Below are 15,946 nucleotides of genomic sequence, written 5' to 3'. Positions count from 1 at the left end.
TTCTAGGGAGGGGCGAGTGGCCCGCGTAAACCAGACCCTCCGGGCCGCCCTGTTACTGTCGGCCGCGCTGACGGCCGTTCCGGCCTTCGCCCACGCCGCTGACGCCCAGCAAAGCGATGGGGGCCTGCTGTTCCACCTGACCGGCGACAAAGGCCTGACCGCCGACGTCGCGGGCGGCGTGGCCGTCCCCAACTTCGCCGACAAGGTCAAGATCCAGAAGGACCCGGTCCACGGGCCCTATATCGAGGCGTCCGGCGACGAGACGCTCAGCTGGATGGCCCCGGGCAACATCTACGCCCAGCGCGGCACGCTCAGCTTCTACTGGCGGGCCCGCGAGCCGGTCGGGACCACGCCCTTCCCGCTGTTCCGCGTCGGCTACGCCGACCACACCAGCTGGGACATGGCCTGGCTGCGCATCGACTGGAACGGCAAGGGCTTCGACGCCTTCGTCACCGACGACAACCTCGCGCGGGTGCGGGTCAGCACCACCGCCGAGGCGCCCAAGGCCGACCGGTGGATCCTGGTCACCTTCACCTGGGACGAGGCCAAGGGCATCGCCCTCTACATCGACGGCAAGCCGGTGGCCTCCAAGGCCCAGGCCGCGGCCCTGGACGCGGGGCTGGACCAGTTCGGCCCGCACAGCCGGGTGATCTCGCCCCACCAGGTGCAGAGCGCCTACCAGTTCATCCGCGGCGGCGACGTCGACGACATCCGCGTCTACGACCACGCCCTGGACGACGCCGCCGTCGCCGGCCTGGCCGCCGGCAAGGACCCCGCCCCGGCCGCCGCCCCGGCGACCACCGACGCCAAGACCTGGCTCTACCGCTACGGCTGGAACCGCCCGGCCGACCCGCCGCCCTACCTGGCCGACGCCCGGACCACGATCCGCAAGGTCGAGTTCACCGACCAGTACGACATCAAGGAGCGCATGAGCCTGGGCTCGGACGGCATCCCCGAGACCACCTGGCCCGGCGTCTACAACCGCTCGAAACTGCCCGGCCGCCACGACTATTTCGAGCTGCCGGACTGGAACGTCTATGTGGAGGGCGGCAAGGCCGTCACCTTCACCCTGCCGGACGAGCCCTATAACCGGCTGGAGTTCCAGGGCGCGGCCTACGGGTCCCTGACCACCATCGACGCGGCCGGCAAGGAGACCCCGCTGGCCAAGCGGCCCAAGGGCGAACTGCGCACCTTCAACCAGTTCGCAGCCCTGAAGGGCGGCAAGCTGCGGTTCGACAACGTGGTGCAGGAAACCCCGATCCAGGAGCTGGGGGCCTACAACGTCAGCGCCGCCGCCGAGCCGGACGAGTTCACCCTGAGCTACGTCGTGCGCCCGGGCGCCGACCCGGCCACCTACCCGACGCTGGACGAGCTCTCGACCTTCGTGAAGGGCCGGTACGCGGCCGGCGAGCGGACCACCGTGGCCGCCCTGCCCGCCGGCGCCCCGCTCAAGGCTCGGGCCGACGTCGCCGGCCCGAGCCAGCCGATCGTCCACATCCTGATCCCCGCCGACTTCCGGCTGGGCCGCCCCGGCGGTCCGGTGGGCAAGTTCGAGTACGGCTGGCAAGGCGCCGACGTCGGCCTGGACGGCGTGGCGATCGACATCCCCGCCCTGAACGTCAAGGCCACCCACGGCGGCCTGTTCCCGCTGAACATCAAGGTCAAGGACCCGCTATGGCCGGGCCGCGACCTGCTGGACGTCAACGTCTCGGTCAAGCCGGGCGAGGCCCGCACGGTGTTCCTCGACACCCGCGACCGCATCCTGCCCGCCGGCAAGAGCCTGTATCTGAGCATCGCCGGCGCGGGTTCGGACTTCGACGCCAAGTCGCTGGACGGCATGGCCGTGCGCCTGAAGTTCAAGCCGGCCGACGACGCCAAGGCCGAGCACGTCGCCGACCGTCTGGCCCAGGCCCGCGACAACCTGGCCTTCCTGGTGGAGGAGCACGACGTCTCCAAACGCCTGGCCCGCTACGCCCGCCTGGACCTGGAGCTGTCGGACCTGCTGAAGGTCGACCCCAAGAACCCGCACGGCCGCGAGATGTGGTTCGAGCTCAATCCCGAGCAGCCGGGTCCGGCCGTCACCCTGCCGACCGCCCCGGCCGGCGTGCCCAAGTGGGCCTTCCTGCAGGTCGAGGACCTCAAGCGGGTCCGCAAGTTCATCGAGTGGTGGATCGACAACCGCCAGTCGCCCTACGGCGACTTCGGCGGCGGCATCTCGGACGACAACGACCTGACCCACCAGTGGCCGCCCCTGGCCCTGATGGGCGACATCCCGGACAAGACCACCGCGTCGCTGAACGCCCTGCTCGACGCGGCCTACAAGAACGACATGATGCCGCTGGGCCTGGGCAAGATCAAAACCGACGAGCTGCACTCGTACGAGGAGGCGATCAACCTCAAGGCCGAGGCCATGTACACCAGCTTCGGCGATCCCAAGATCGTCGAGCGGCTGATGGAGACGGCCCGCGCCTATCCCACCGTGATGCACAAGGCCGAGGACGGCCACGTGCACGCCGTCAGCCGGTTCTTCTCGGCCACCGACGTCTCGCGCGACGGCCCCTGGGGCTGGTCGCACCCCTACTCGTACCTGATCCTGCACCCCGGCATCGTGCTGGCCGACTTCAACGGCGATCCGACCATCAAGAAGCTGATCGTCGACCTGGCCGACGGCCACCTGGCGCACGGCAAGCAGGACCCGGACGGGACCTGGCGCTTCCCCGAGGACATCCACGCCGCCACCGGCCAGTCGCGCGGCGAACTGGTCGGCAAGGGCCGCGGCAACGTCTCGGCCATGCAGCTGTTCTGGGCCGCCTGGCGCTGGACCGGCGACGACAAGTACCTGCGTCCGCTGCAGGGCGAGATGGCCCGCACCGGCCTGAAGGGCGTCGACGAGCTCAACAGCGACGTGATCGACATGCTGGGCCTGCGCGACGCCCAGACCCCGGGCCTGAAGGCGGCGATCGCCAAGGGCGCCGACGATCCGTTCCTGCTGTACGAGGCCTGGCGCTCGACCGGCGACACCGCCTATCTCGAAAAGGCCTATGGCGACGAGATCGTCACCGCCGAACAGCGGATGTGGATGGTCACCGAGGCCCACTGGTGGTCGGACCGCGTGGAGCTGTCCAGCGCCGTCCTGCAGCGCTCGCGCCTGGGCGCCATGGCCCTGGCCCGCAACCAGATGTTCCCCGGCGCCCTGGTCAGCTGGCGGTTCGACACCCCGACCGCGGCCGAGGACGTCGGCATCCTGGTCACCGGCGGACAGAAAAGCTTCAAGGTCACCGGCTACAACCTGACCGCCCAGCCGATTCACGCGGTGATGACCGGATGGGACGTCGCCGCCGGCCGGTGGTCGGTGACGCGGGCCGTGGAAGGCGCGAGCGATCCGGCCGCTTCGGTGGCCCTCGAGCGCACCGTCGGCCTCGACATGACCTTCGCACCGGGCAAGACCACGACCTGGGAGTTCGCCCTGCAGACCCCCGCCGCCACGCCCGTCACCGACCGTCCCGACCTCGGGATCGGCCGCGACGACGTCAAGGCCGGCAAGTCGGGCCTGACCATCACCGTGCACAGCCTGGGCGCCAAGCCGGCTCCGGCCTCGGTGGTCGTGGTGGAGGACGCCTCGGGCAAGGAGCTGGCCCGGACCACCACCCCGGTCCTGCCCGCCCCGCTCGACCTGAAGCCCAAGACCGTTCAGGTCTCGCTCAAGGCCGGCTGGAAGACCGGCTACCGGGTCCGCATCCTCACCCCGGCCGACGCACCGGAAATCACCCAGCTCAACAACACCGTCATCGCCCCTTGATCCAACTTGGAGACCCCGGAGCGGACGCGCTCCGGGGGCGTTACCCTGCCCATGGCCGAAACCCTCACCGTACCCCGCGACATCGTCCAACGCCTGCGCGCCCGGCTGCCCGCCGTGACGCGCGAGCATCTGTTCGACTGCTATGCGATCAGCGAAACCACCTGGACCAAGCTGCGCGACGGCAAGCCGATCAAGCGTTCGACGCTAGAGCGCATCCTCCAGCGCTACGAACGGTTGATGTCGCTCGCGGCGTGATGCCGGACCGGCATCGCGACGTTCCGGAACGGCATTGGCGGCGCGCCGCCGGGAGCTCCTAGTCTCCTGGCGGGACGAGGTTCCGCCGCCGCTCCGAATGACCGGACCGAGCGCCGCCCCTTCCCGAAAACAGGACCGAACAGGGTCCGGACTAAAGTCCCGTCGGGAGGGAAGATACATGTCTACAGTTCAACGCCGCGTCTGGTTGGCGAGCGCGTCCATGGCCGCTGTCTGCTTCGGCCTCGCCGCCACCCCCGCCGCCGCGCGGCAGGCCGCGCCGGCCGCCGCCGATGATCAGACCTCGGTGGAAGAAGTGGTCGTCACCGGCTTCCGCTCCAGCCTGGCCAAGGCGCTGAACGTCAAGCGCGAGGAGTCGGCCGCCGTCGACTCCATCCTGGCCGAGGACATCGGCAAGTTCCCCGACCTGAACCTCTCGGAATCCATCCAGCGCATCCCCGGCGTCGCCCTGGCGCGCGACGGCGGCGAGGGCCGCCAGATCTCGGTGCGGGGCCTGGGTCCCCAGTTCACCCGCGTGCGCATCAACGGCATGGAAGCCCTGACCACCGCGGGCGGCTCGGACGCCGGCGGCGGCACCAACCGCGGCCGCTCGTTCGACTTCAACGTCTTCGCCTCGGACCTGTTCAGCGCCATCACCGTGCGCAAGACCGCCGAGGCGGCCATCGAGGAAGGCTCGCTGGGCGCCACGGTCGACCTGCGCACCGCCCGCCCCTTCGACTATCACGGCTTCAAGATGGCCGGCTCGGTGCAGGGCAGCTACAACGACCTGGCCAAGTCGACCAATCCGCGCGGCGCCTTCATGATCTCCAACACGTGGAAGGACGACACCTTCGGCGCGTTGCTGTCGGTCGCCTACACCAAGCGCCAGCTGGACGACAACGGCTCCTCGACCGTGCGCTGGGCCACCGGCAACGCCTTCAGCCCGGGCTTCGACGCCCTGCCCAACGGCGCGGGCCTGCCGACCACGGTCAACCCGGCCGCCGCCGCCAACAACGCCGCCTTCCACCCGCGCTTCCCGCGATACGACAACTACACCGACGACCAGAAGCGCCTGGGCGGCACCCTGTCGCTGCAGTGGCGGCCCACTGACAAGACCCTGCTGAGCTTCGACGCCCTCTACGCCGACTTCAAGGGCACGCGCGAGGAGCAGTACCTGGAGGCGCCGTCGTTCAGCGTCGGCGGGGCCTGCACGGCCGCCAACGTCGCCACCTCGTGCGGCATCGCCCAGACCCACGTGGTCTCGTCGACGATCGACAGCAACAACACCATGATCGCCGGCAAGTTCGACAACGTCGACCTGCGGGTCGAGAACCGCTTCGACGAGCTGGACACCAAGTTCACCCAGTTCGGCGTGAACCTCGAGCAGAACATCACCGACGACATCAAGATCACCGGCCTGCTCGGCCACTCCAAGTCCGACCACCAGAACCCGATCCAGACGACCGTCCAGTTCGACCAGTTCAACGTCCAGGGCTATTCCTACGACTACAGCGACGGCAACCTGCCCAAGATCGACTACGGCAGCGCGGCCCTGACCGACCCCACCAAGTGGGTGCTGACCCAGATCCGCGAGCGCCCGCAGTCGGCGGTCAACACCTATGACGTCGCCCAGTTGGACGGCGAATGGGCCAATCTCGGCATCTTCAAGCTGAGCGCCGGCGGCTCGTACAAGGAATACAAGTTCGACACCACCGAGGTGCGCCGCTCGAACGGCACCAGCACCAATATCGAGCCCACCGTGCCGGCCGCCCTGGTGGCGATCGACCGCTCGACCTACGGCAAGATCGCCAACTTCGCCGGCGTCGACGTGCTGATCCCCGACGTCCAGAAGGCCGCCTCGGTGCTCAGCCTCTACGACCAGACCGCCTATGGCGGCACGTTCAAGCTGGGCAAGGAGCCGGCGCTGGGCAACAACCGCGGCGTCGAGGAAAAGGACCTGGGCGGCTACGTCCAGGCCGACTTCAACACCGAGGTCGCCGGCCATCCCCTGCGCGGCAACTTCGGCGTCCGGTACGTCAAGACCAAGCAGAACTCGAACGGCTACACCTATGTCAGCGGCGCGCCGGTGGCGATCGAGGCGTCGCGCGAATACAGCGACACCCTGCCGTCGATGAACGTGGTCTACGAGCCGATGGACAACTTCCTGATCCGCTTCGGCGCGGCCAAGGTGATGTCGCGGCCGGACCTGGGCAGCCTGACGCCGGGCGCGACGATCAGCGTCTCGGGCGCGGGCCGCAGCGTCAGCGCCGGCAACCCCAACCTCGACCCGTTCCGGGCCAAGGCCTACGACCTGTCGTTCGAATGGTACTTCCAGCAGTCGGGCCTGCTGTCGCTGGCGCTGTTCAAGAAGGAGATCGGCAGCTTCGTCCAGACGCTGCAGACCAACTCGACCTTCACCGGCAACCCATTCGGCCTGCCCGACAGCGTGGCCATCGCCGCCTGCGGCACGACCAACGGCTGCAGCGTGGACGCCCAGTGGCAGTTCACCGCCCCCAGCAACACCCCCGGCGGCGACCTGACCGGCTACGAGATCAACTACCAGCAGCCGCTGACCTTCCTGCCGGGCTTCCTCAGCCACACCGGCGTGCTGCTGAACTACACGCACGTCAAATCGTCGATCAACTACCTGAACGGCGCCGGCGCGGTGGTGGCCACGGCCAACCTGACGGGCCTGTCGCCCAGCTCGTACAACGCCACGATCTACTACGAGGACAGCAAATGGAGCGCCCGGGCCTCGGTGGCCTATCGTGACAGCTACCTGACCCGCGTCCCAGGTTCGGAAGCCGGCACCAACGCCGACGGCACCAACGAGACGCTGAACGTCGACGCCTCGCTGCAGTACACGATCAACGACCACTTCAAGCTCACCTTCGAAGGGGTGAACCTGACCGACGAGTACCAGGACCAGTTCAACGACTCCGTCGCCGACCGGAGCTCGTTCTACCACCACACGGGTCGCGAGTTCATTCTGGGCGTTCGCTACACCTACTAGTCCCGGATGAAGCGATGGCGCGGTGGATTTGTCCCCGCCGCGCGCATCGACAGCAGAGGCGCGCGAACGTCCCTCCCGGCGTTCGCGCGCTTTGCCGTTCGCCGCAACTGGCGCGCCGCGCGCCGAACCGTCAGGATCTTCCGCATGCCCGTCCGCCCGCTCCTCGCCGCCGTCCTGGCCCTGACCCTGGCCCAGACCCTGGCCGGAACGGGCCACGCCCAGATCGCGGTCTCGGCCAACGACGGCAAGCAGGTGCTGGACGACGGCGCCCAGGTGGTCCCGGCCCATCCGCGTCCGGACTCGGTGTCGCTGATCGACCTGTCGGCCTCGCCGCCCCGGATCGTCGGCGAGGTGGCCGCGCCGACCAGCGTCATCGGCCCGCCGTCCAGCGTCGCGGTGGCCCCGGACGGGTCGTTCGCCCTGGTCACCTCGGCCCGCAGGATCGACCCGGCCGACCCGACCCGGATCGTTCCCGACGACCTGGTCAGCATCATTGACCTGAAGACCCTGAAGGTCACCGCCACCCTGCACGCCGGGGCCGGGGCCTCGGGGGTGTCGATCAACCGCGCCGGGACCCTGGCCATGGTCGCCAACCGCGCCGAGGGCACGGTCAGCGTCTTCACCCTGGCGGACGGCGTCGCCGCGCCGGCCGGCAAGGTCAAGGTGGGCGACCCGGACTCCTCGCCGGCCATGCCGATCTTCTTCGACGGCGACCGCCGGGCGCTGGTCTCGCGCGACCACGACCACAGGATCGTCCAGCTGGCCGTCGACGGCGCGAAGGTGACCCTGACGTCCGTGAGCCTGGCGGCCGGGCTGCGGCCCTACCAGATCGACACCGACGGGCCGCGCCGCTTCGCGGTGTCGGGCAACATCGGCGGCGGCGGCCGCGACGTCGACACCATCAGCCTGATCGACCTGGCCCCGCCCGTCCCCGTCGTCGTCGACACCGTGTCGGTGGGCCTGACGCCCGAGGGGCTGAAGATGTCGCCCGACGGCCGTTACGTGGCCGTCAACGTCAACGAGGGCTCCAACCTCTCGACCAAGGCGCCCGGCTATCACCTCCAGGGCCTGGTCCAGGTCTGGCGGATCGACGGCCGACGGCTGGTCAAGGTGGCCCAGGCCCCGGTCGGCGCCTGGGGCCAGGGCGTGGCCTGGTCGCGCGATTCCCGGCGTCTTCTGGTCCAGTGCATGGTCGGCCAGACGGTCGAATCCTTCGCCTTCGACGGCCGGAAACTGCGTCACGAAGCGACCCTGGCCCTGCCCGCCGGCCCCGCCGCGATCCGCACCGCCGAACCCTAGCCGGGCGGTTCCCTCGGCGATTCTCGCGGATTCGCCTGTCGCCTTCGCACCCGCACAATCGGCCCGCCCTGCCGCCGGCGCCGAGATTTCCACAGCGATCAGCGCCGCCGAGCTCCTTTAAGGGGTTGATATGGCGGGGATTCTCCGCAAGCTGACGCCTGCCCGCCTTCGTCGGATCGGCGCGTTAACCCTTGTTCTCAACATGAGGTGACAAAGCGCGTTTGGCCCGGCAGGGTTGGGTCTCTTTTGATTCCCAGCAGATGAGCTGATTTATGAACGTTTCGGATCTGGTCGACGCCGCCGTGGCCGCCGACGACAAGCTGACCAAGGCTCAAGCCAAGGCCATCATCGACGGCGTCTTCAAGTCGCTGACGACCGCCGCCGTGAAGGGCGAAGAAGTCTCGATCCCGGGCTTCGGCAAGTTCAAGGTCCAGGCCAAGCCGGCCCGCACCGGCCGCAACCCCTCGACCGGCGCCGCGATCGAAATCGCCGCCAGCAAGAAGGTCGCCTTCACGCCGGCCAAGCAACTGAAGGACGCCGTCAACGGCTAATCCCTCGGCGAGCGGCCGGCCTCACCGCCGGCCGCTCATCCCGGCCTTCAAGCGACACGGCTGAAGCGCCCGCCCGTCGGCTCGCCCCACCCGGTCGAACGACGCGGCTCTTCCGGACAGCCCCTGGCGTCCGACGCGGCGGCTCCGCCCCGCGCTCCTCTCCAAGATATCCAGACCTGCAGCGGCCCTCTTACGAAGGCTCGGACGTCCGCGTCCGGCCCGACGAGCGCCGGAACAGCCGCCGCACCGCCGCGGCGTGGCTGCGGCCCACCGCCGGCCGGGCGCCGGTCGACAGCACCGCCGTCAGCCCGCCGCCGGGACGCGGCGCCAGCTGGGCCACCCGATCGCGCTGGACCACCGCCGACCGATGGATGCGCACGAAGGCCTCGGGGTCCAGCCGCTCGACTAGGTTGCGGATCGAGTCCCGGACCAGATAGCTTCGCGCGCCCACGTGCAGGCGGACATAGTCGCGCTCGGCCTCGATCCAGTCGAGGTCGCGCACCAGCACCCGCTGGGCCCCGCCCCGGCCGTCGATCCACAGCTCGGTCTCGAAGCGGCTGTCGGCGGCGCGCCCGCCTTCTCTCAGGTCCTGGACGATGGCCCGCAGCTCGCCGATCCGCTGCTCGGCCTCGCGCGCCCGGATCTGCGCCCGGGCCCGGGCCAGGGCCTCGGCCACCCGCGCCCCGTCGAAGGGCTTGAGCAGGTAGTCCACGGCCGCCAGGTCGAAGGCCTGGATGGCGTAGCGGTCGAAGGCGGTGGCGAAGATCACCACCGGGCCTTCTGGTCCGGCCAGGGCGCGGGCCACGCTGACCCCGTCGCGGCCCGGCATCTTGATGTCGATGATCACCACCTGGGCGGCGGTCTCGCGCGCCAGGGCCAGAGCCTGGTCGCCGTCGCTGGCCGTCGCCACGATCCGCACGCCCTCGACCTCGCCCGTCAGGCGGCGCAGGCGGCGCAGCGCCAGCGGCTCGTCGTCGGCCAGCAGGACGGTCAGGGCCTCGTCGCTCATCCCCGCTTCCTCATGCGCGCTCCACCGGCAGGTCCAGGCGCACCTGGAAGCCCCGGGGCTCGCGCGCGCCGCAGGTCAAGCGGGCGCGCTCGCCGTAGCGGGTCTCCAGGCGGCGGCGGACGTTCTCCAGCCCCACGCCCAGCCCGGGCGGCGCCCCGACCCCGCCGACGCCGTCGTCGGTGACGGTGACCGACATCATGGCGTCGCGCTCGGCCGCCACCACGACCTCGATGACCAGCGGCTCGCTGCTGCGGGCCAAGCCGTGCTTGACCGCGTTCTCGATGATCGGCTGCAGGATCAGGTTGGGGACCAGGGCGTCGGTCAGGGCCCTGGGCGCGCGCTCCACATAGCGCAGCCGGTCGCCGAACCGGATCTGCTCGATGGCCACGTACTGGCGCTCGCCGTCAAGTTCCTCGGCCAGGGTGACCATCTCGCGCACGTCGCGCTCCAGCGAGCGGCGCAGGAAGCCCGACAGGCCCAGGATCATCTGCTCGGCCCGGTCGTTCTGACGCTCCATCACCAGGGTCGCCAGGGCGTTGAGGGTGTTGAACAGGAAGTGCGGGCTGATCTGGTAGCGCAGCATGCGGTTCTGGGTCTCGGTGGCCAGCACCCGCGCCGCCTCCAGCTTGAACCGCGCCTCGCGCGCGGCCAGGTCGGCGTGGACGGCCGTGAAGATCGCCGCCCAGGCCGCGAAGAACCAGAACACCGTCCGGCCGATCAGCATCACGCCCCAGAAGGTCGAGTCCGGCCAGCGCGGCAGGATCTCGCAATAGATCACGTAGTCGACCACGCCGAAGACCAGCGCGCCGATCAGAGACAGGCCGGCGATCAGGGCCAGGCGCAGGCTGAACGGCCAGGGCGTCGAGCGCAGCAGCAGCGGCCGCATGGCCAGGCACATCAAGGCGCCGAACACACAGATGATCGCGCGCCGGACCGAGCCGTCCCAGAAGTGCGGGGCCTTGGCCGTGACCCAGCTGAGGGTCAGGGCGGCGTACGCCAGCAGCCAGACCCCCGCCGTGGCGATCAGGATGGTCCGGGACTGCTGCTGCGCGGCCGGCGTCGACGTCATGGTCCATTGTCGCCGCTGGGCGGCCCCGCGCAAAGCGCCGTTCGCAGACGGAGCGGCGCCGTTGGCAGACGATCCCGCCGCTGGCAGCAGGACGCCGACCGTTGGTCTCCCGACGCCTGACACCGCGGCCCCGGCTGGCAAGATCGACGGGCAAGAGTCGATGCTTACGGAGAGGGCTCAGATGACCGCGCGCTCCAAGGACATCCCGATGCTGACCCTGCGGGCGCAGATCACCATCGAGGTCTCCGCGCTGGACTATGTCGAGGCGGCCGAGCACCAGCGGCGGGCGCAAGCCCTGCTGGAGGTCGTCCGCGCCGAATACGCCACGGCCGCCTTCACCTTCCACCACCTGCGGCCCCGGCTGAACGGCGAGGTCAAGGCCGGCGAGACCGCCGCGCCGCGCCGCTACAGGACCCGTCCCAGCCTCCTGGCGGTCTATCATGACGGCTGAGGTCGTCCGCATCCGCCGCCGCGACGCCGTGCTGGCGGCGCTGGAGACCTTCCGGCGAATCCATCCCGCCATCAGCCTGACCAGCGTGCGGGCCTTCCTCTATGTCGCCGAGAACCCCGGCATCAACGTCACCGAACTGGGCCTGGCCTGCGGCCTGACCGACGCCGGGGCCTCCCGCGTTGCCCGCGCCCTGGCCGGGCCCCGGATCGACCGGCCGCTGCCGCCGTCGCTGGACCTGCTGGACTGCGTGGTCGGCGTCGAGGACCCGCGCGAGCGCCGGCTGTGGCTGTCGCCGCGCGGCCAGGCCCTGGCCGCCCGCATCGAGCAGCTGATCGCCGCCCAGACCCCGATCGCCGCCGCGCCGGACCCGGCGCCCGCCGACGTCCGCGCGACGCCCGACGCCGCCCTTCATCGCGCCACGCGCCCCAACTGAGATCGACCATGGCCCTGTCCCCTTCCCCGTCCCGTTCCGCGCGTGAGATCAGCCCCGGCCTGGCCGTCGTGGCCGGCGGCGTGACGGCCGCATTGCTGGACATCACCTACGCCTTCACCTTCTTCGGCCTGACCCGCGGGACCGGCCCCGAGAAGATCCTGCAATCGATCGCCAGCGGCGTGCTGGGCAAGGCCGCCTACGCGGGCGGCGCGGCCGCCGCGGCCCTGGGCGGGGCCCTGCACGTCGGCATCGCCCTGGTCATGGCCCTGGTCTATGTCGCGGCCAGCCGCGCCCTGCCCGCCCTCAACCGCCGCCCCTGGCTGTGGGGACCGCTGTACGGGATCGGCTGCTACGTCGTGATGAATTACGTGGTCCTGCTGCTGCGGTTCGGCCCCCGCCCCCCGCCGCACCTCGACGTGCTGATCGGCGGCCTGACCATCCACATGTTCGGGGTGGGCCTGCCCATCGCCCTGTTCGCGGCCCGCGCGGCCTGGCGCGGCCCCTCGATCCCGACCACCGTCCAAGTCCCCGCGGCCTGAACCAGGACCTCCGCCGAAAGAACACCCGCGCCGGCGTCGCCGGCGCGGGCTTTCGTGCGTGAACAATATTCACACATCATATACAGAATAAGATAAATACACTTACGGCCCTGTACACAAATTCAACCGTGTCAGTATCGCGACAACATTTCAGTATTTTAATAATCAACCCGCGATCTATTGACCCCGACGACCGTAATTCGCTGTCTGAGATAACGCGAAATCTCTTCGCGCTCACACACAGGGGGTTACATGTCCACCCATTCGAGTTCGCAACTTCGACGATCCGCCACCCGGCGCGGACGGCTGCTGGCCACGACCATGGCGGCCGGCCTGGCCTCGGCCGCACCGCTCGCCTCCTTCTTGGGGCTGGCGATCCTGGCCGGCCTGGCGCCGCACCAGGCCCTGGCCCAGGACTACAGCTCGGGCGCCCTGGCCGGCACGGTCACCGACGCTTCCGGGACGCCCGTGGCCGGCGCCGCGATCAAGGTCAAGTCGCTGGCCCAGGGCTTCGAACGCGACCTGGTCACCGACGCCGACGGCCGGTTCCGCATCGCCCTGATCCCGTCGGGCGCCTATGCCGTGTCGATCAGCAAGGCCGGCTACCAGCCGGTCAACGACTCCAACGTCCGCGTCACCGTCGGCTCGACGGCCAATTTCGGCTTCACGATCAACGAGGAAGGCGCGAGCGTCTCCGAGGTGGTGGTCACGGGCACGGCCAATCCGCAGCTGGACTTCGCGGGCACCACGACCGGCCTGGTGGTCGATGTCGAGACCCTGACCAAGCAGGTGCCCATCGCCCGCAACGTCACCTCGCTGGTGCTGCTGGCCCCGTCGGCCATCCCCGCCGACTCCGCCACCAACTTCGTCGTCCAGGGCCAGTCCCAACCGGCGGTGGGCGGCGCCTCGGTCGGCGAGAACGTCTTCTATATCAACGGCTTGAACATCACCAACTTCGTCAACGGCATCGGCGCGGCCGTGGTGCCGTTCGAGTTCTACAAGTCGGTCGAGGTCAAGACCGGCGGCTATCCCGCCGAGTTCGGCCGCGGCACCGGCGCGATGGTCAACGCCGTGACCAAGTCGGGCTCCAACGACTTCACCTTCGCCCTGCATGGCAGCTACGAGCCCGACAAGTGGCGCGAGCAGATGCCCAACACCACCATCTCGCGGAACTCGCTGGCCCACCGCACCGACAACAGCCTGACGGTCGAGGCCGGCGGCCCGATCATCCGCGACCGTCTGTTCTTCTACGGCCTGGCCACCTTCCAGGACCTGAAGGTGGAGAACGGGACCAACAACCCCAACCCCGCGCCCGGCGTCACCCGCGCCAGCGTCACCAAGGACCGCACGGCCGATCCGTTCTACGCCTTCAAGCTGGACGCCTACGTCACCAGCCGCCAGCACCTGGAGTTCACCTATTTCGACACCAGCCGGAAGCGCAAGCGCGACACCTACCAGTACCTGCTGGCCAACGACCAGGTCCTGCCCGACCGCTCCAGCGCCGACAGCCTGTACCAGGGCGGCGAGAACTACGTGGCCCGCTACACCGGCACCTTCACCGACTGGCTGACCCTGTCGGCCGCCTATGGCCGCAGCGAGGTCGACAACAAGTCGATCAGCAACCTGCTGACCGAGCCCCTGATCCAGGACAACCGCTCGGGCACGGCCACCACCGTCAGCCGCCAGACCGCCAGTTCGTCGACCGTGCCGTCCCTGGCCAACCGCGAGTTCTACCGGGCCGACGCCGACCTCTATTTCAAGTTCTTCGGCGACCACCACATCCGCGGCGGCTTCGACGAGGAGAAGACCCTGCTGACCCAGTTCACCGTCCGCAACGGCGAGCGCAACTGGATCTACCGCAAGGCCGGGGCCAGCGGGGCCCAGGGCGGCGCGATCGGGCCGAACCAGGAATATGTCGAGATGCGCCGCTTCGAGACCGGCGGCGGCTATTCCGGGCGCAACAGGGCCTACTACATCCAGGACGCCTGGGACGTGACCGGCGACCTGACCCTGAACCTCGGCGTCCGCAAGGACCAGTTCAAGGTGATGAACCCGCTGGGCCAGGCGTTCTCGCAGTTCGACGACGAGATCGCCCTGCGCCTGGGCTTCGCCTACGACCTGTTCGGGAACCGCACCGACAAGCTGTACGGTTCGTACGGGCGCACCTACCTGCCGGTGGCCTCGAACACGGCGTTCCGCGCCGCCTCGCCCGCCATCGACGCCTCGGAGTTCTTCTTCCCGGTCGGCGGGCCGGGCTCGACCTTCACGCTCAATCCTCTGACCGGCAAGCCGATCGGCGGGGTGGGCGTCCAGGCCACGGGCGGCAGCCTGGTGCCCTGCGTGGCCACGGTGAAGAGCATCGCGCCGGTCAACACCCAGGCCTGCGTGATCCGCAACAACGGCCTGGCGCCGGCGCCCGACACCGTCTCGGCCCTGAACCTGAAGTCCACCTATCAAGACGAGTACATCATCGGCTACGAGCACCGGATCGACGCCCTGTGGAAGGTCGGCGTGAACCTGACCTACCGCAACCTGGGCCGGGTCAGCGAGGACACGGTGATGGACCAGGCGATCCGGGTCTGGTGCTCGGCCAACGGCTACGCCCAGACCAACGCCGCCAAGACCGGGTGCACCGACGTCTGGAACGGCTCGCACCAGTTCCTGATCATCAATCCGGGCAGCGACGTGGTGGTCAAGCTGTCCAATCCCCTGCCCGGCGAGACAACCGCCAAGACCATCACCATCAGCGCCCAGCAGATGGCCTTCCCCAAGGCCAAGCGCGAGTATCTGGGGCTGGAGCTGAACTTCGACCGCGAGTTCGACGGCAAGTGGGGCCTGCGCGGCTCGTACGTGCTGTCGGAATCGAAGGGCAATTTCGAAGGGGCGGCCCGCTCGGACAACGGCCAGACCGACGCCGGCATCACCGTCGACTTCGACCGCCTGGCCTATGTCCCCGGCACCTACGGCCTGCTGCCCAACCACCGCGGGCACCAGATCAAGCTGTTCGGCTCCTACGCCGTGCTCGAGGACCTGCTGCTGGGCGGCAATCTCTCGGTCCTGTCGCCACGCAAGTACGGCTGCATCGGCCTGGCGCCGCCCAACGCGGCGCCCGACTGGCAGGAGGCCAACGGCGACGGGGCCAACGCCCGCTTCTGCGGCGGCAAGATCGTCAACCGCGGGACCTCGTTCGACAGCGACTGGATCACCCGGTTCGACGTCTCGCTGCGCTACACCGTGCCGGCCCGCTTCGTGCCGGTCGTACCGGTGGTGGGCAGCAAGACCGACAGCAACCTCGTGCTGCGGGCCGACATCTTCAACCTGTTCAACCTGCAGGGCGGCACCGACTACGACGAGTTCGGCGAGACGGCCGGCGGGCTCTCCAGCCTGACCTACGGCCAGGTCCGGGCCTACCAGACGCCCCGCTCGGTGCGCCTGGGCTTCGACTGGCAGTTCTAGCCTGACGAAGACTTGAACCGAAATCGGGAGGCCGTTTCCGATCCGTCGGAAGCGGCCTCTTGATCTCGCCCGCCG

11 protein-coding genes are annotated in these 15,946 nt (G+C 69.4%); 9 read left to right on the top strand and 2 right to left on the bottom strand.

What is annotated here, in order from left to right:
• Positions 1-16: 16 nt before the first annotated feature.
• From BR39_RS0113550 to BR39_RS0113530, 5 genes are all read left to right on the top strand, one after another.
• Positions 17-3,799, top strand: coding sequence for a LamG-like jellyroll fold domain-containing protein (locus tag BR39_RS0113550; RefSeq protein ID WP_029912721.1), 3,783 nt, complete (start codon positions 17-19; stop codon positions 3,797-3,799).
• Positions 3,800-3,850: 51 nt separating this feature from the next.
• Positions 3,851-4,054, top strand: a complete 204-nt coding sequence (locus tag BR39_RS0113545; RefSeq protein ID WP_029912718.1) for a hypothetical protein — start codon at positions 3,851-3,853, stop codon at positions 4,052-4,054.
• A 220-nt stretch (positions 4,055-4,274) separates the two neighbouring features.
• Positions 4,275-7,064 carry a TonB-dependent receptor gene (locus BR39_RS0113540; protein WP_051695650.1) on the top strand — a complete coding sequence of 930 codons (2,790 nt, stop codon included), beginning with the start codon at positions 4,275-4,277 and terminating at the stop codon, positions 7,062-7,064.
• 144 nt (positions 7,065-7,208) lie between these two features.
• Positions 7,209-8,363: a mandelate racemase gene (locus tag BR39_RS0113535; RefSeq protein WP_029912710.1), complete on the top strand. Its 1,155-nt coding sequence runs from the start codon at positions 7,209-7,211 to the stop codon at positions 8,361-8,363.
• A gap of 272 nt (positions 8,364-8,635) precedes the next feature.
• Complete coding sequence (locus BR39_RS0113530) at positions 8,636-8,914, top strand: HU family DNA-binding protein (protein ID WP_029912708.1); 279 nt, start codon at positions 8,636-8,638, stop codon at positions 8,912-8,914.
• 190 nt (positions 8,915-9,104) lie between these two features.
• On the opposite strand, the gene BR39_RS0113525 is transcribed toward BR39_RS0113530, so the two are convergent.
• Positions 9,105-9,923, bottom strand: coding sequence for a LytTR family DNA-binding domain-containing protein (locus BR39_RS0113525; RefSeq protein WP_051695646.1), 819 nt, complete (start codon positions 9,921-9,923; stop codon positions 9,105-9,107).
• A 10-nt stretch (positions 9,924-9,933) separates the two neighbouring features.
• Positions 9,934-10,992 carry a sensor histidine kinase gene (locus BR39_RS0113520; protein ID WP_051695643.1) on the bottom strand — a complete coding sequence of 353 codons (1,059 nt, stop codon included), beginning with the start codon at positions 10,990-10,992 and terminating at the stop codon, positions 9,934-9,936.
• A gap of 181 nt (positions 10,993-11,173) precedes the next feature.
• On the opposite strand from BR39_RS0113520, the gene BR39_RS0113515 reads away from it, so the two are divergent.
• The 4 genes from BR39_RS0113515 (at position 11,174) to BR39_RS0113500 (ending at position 15,871) form a co-directional block, all read left to right on the top strand.
• Entirely contained in the window at positions 11,174-11,443 is a 270-nt protein-coding gene (locus BR39_RS0113515; RefSeq protein ID WP_029912698.1) for a hypothetical protein, read from the top strand.
• Positions 11,433-11,876 (top strand): hypothetical protein, encoded by a 444-nt coding sequence (locus BR39_RS0113510; RefSeq protein WP_029912695.1) that lies wholly within the window; start codon positions 11,433-11,435, stop codon positions 11,874-11,876. The genes BR39_RS0113515 and BR39_RS0113510 overlap by 11 nt, the downstream gene beginning before the upstream one ends.
• Positions 11,877-11,884: 8 nt before the next feature.
• Positions 11,885-12,415: a hypothetical protein gene (locus BR39_RS25830; RefSeq protein ID WP_051695640.1), complete on the top strand. Its 531-nt coding sequence runs from the start codon at positions 11,885-11,887 to the stop codon at positions 12,413-12,415.
• Positions 12,416-12,667: 252 nt separating this feature from the next.
• Positions 12,668-15,871, top strand: coding sequence for a TonB-dependent receptor domain-containing protein (locus BR39_RS0113500; protein ID WP_029912689.1), 3,204 nt, complete (start codon positions 12,668-12,670; stop codon positions 15,869-15,871).
• Positions 15,872-15,946 lie beyond the last annotated feature (75 nt).

Source organism: Caulobacter sp. UNC358MFTsu5.1, from assembly GCF_000712075.1.
Taxonomy (GTDB): Bacteria; Pseudomonadota; Alphaproteobacteria; order Caulobacterales; family Caulobacteraceae; genus Caulobacter.
This window is presented reverse-complemented; position numbering and strand designations above follow the sequence as displayed.

What these genes read in the sequence shown, in the direction of transcription:
- BR39_RS0113530 (WP_029912708.1), top strand. Translation starts at nt 8,636, where the DNA reads ATGAACGTTTCGGATCTGGTCGACGCCGCCGTGGCCGCCGACGACAAG.
- BR39_RS0113535 (WP_029912710.1), top strand. Translation starts at nt 7,209, where the DNA reads ATGCCCGTCCGCCCGCTCCTCGCCGCCGTCCTGGCCCTGACCCTGGCC.
- BR39_RS0113540 (WP_051695650.1), top strand. Translation starts at nt 4,275, where the DNA reads ATGGCCGCTGTCTGCTTCGGCCTCGCCGCCACCCCCGCCGCCGCGCGG.
- BR39_RS0113500 (WP_029912689.1), top strand. Translation starts at nt 12,668, where the DNA reads ATGTCCACCCATTCGAGTTCGCAACTTCGACGATCCGCCACCCGGCGC.
- BR39_RS0113515 (WP_029912698.1), top strand. Translation starts at nt 11,174, where the DNA reads ATGACCGCGCGCTCCAAGGACATCCCGATGCTGACCCTGCGGGCGCAG.
- BR39_RS25830 (WP_051695640.1), top strand. Translation starts at nt 11,885, where the DNA reads ATGGCCCTGTCCCCTTCCCCGTCCCGTTCCGCGCGTGAGATCAGCCCC.
- BR39_RS0113510 (WP_029912695.1), top strand. Translation starts at nt 11,433, where the DNA reads ATGACGGCTGAGGTCGTCCGCATCCGCCGCCGCGACGCCGTGCTGGCG.
- BR39_RS0113525 (WP_051695646.1), bottom strand. Translation starts at nt 9,923, where the DNA reads ATGAGCGACGAGGCCCTGACCGTCCTGCTGGCCGACGACGAGCCGCTG.
- BR39_RS0113545 (WP_029912718.1), top strand. Translation starts at nt 3,851, where the DNA reads ATGGCCGAAACCCTCACCGTACCCCGCGACATCGTCCAACGCCTGCGC.
- BR39_RS0113520 (WP_051695643.1), bottom strand. Translation starts at nt 10,992, where the DNA reads ATGACGTCGACGCCGGCCGCGCAGCAGCAGTCCCGGACCATCCTGATC.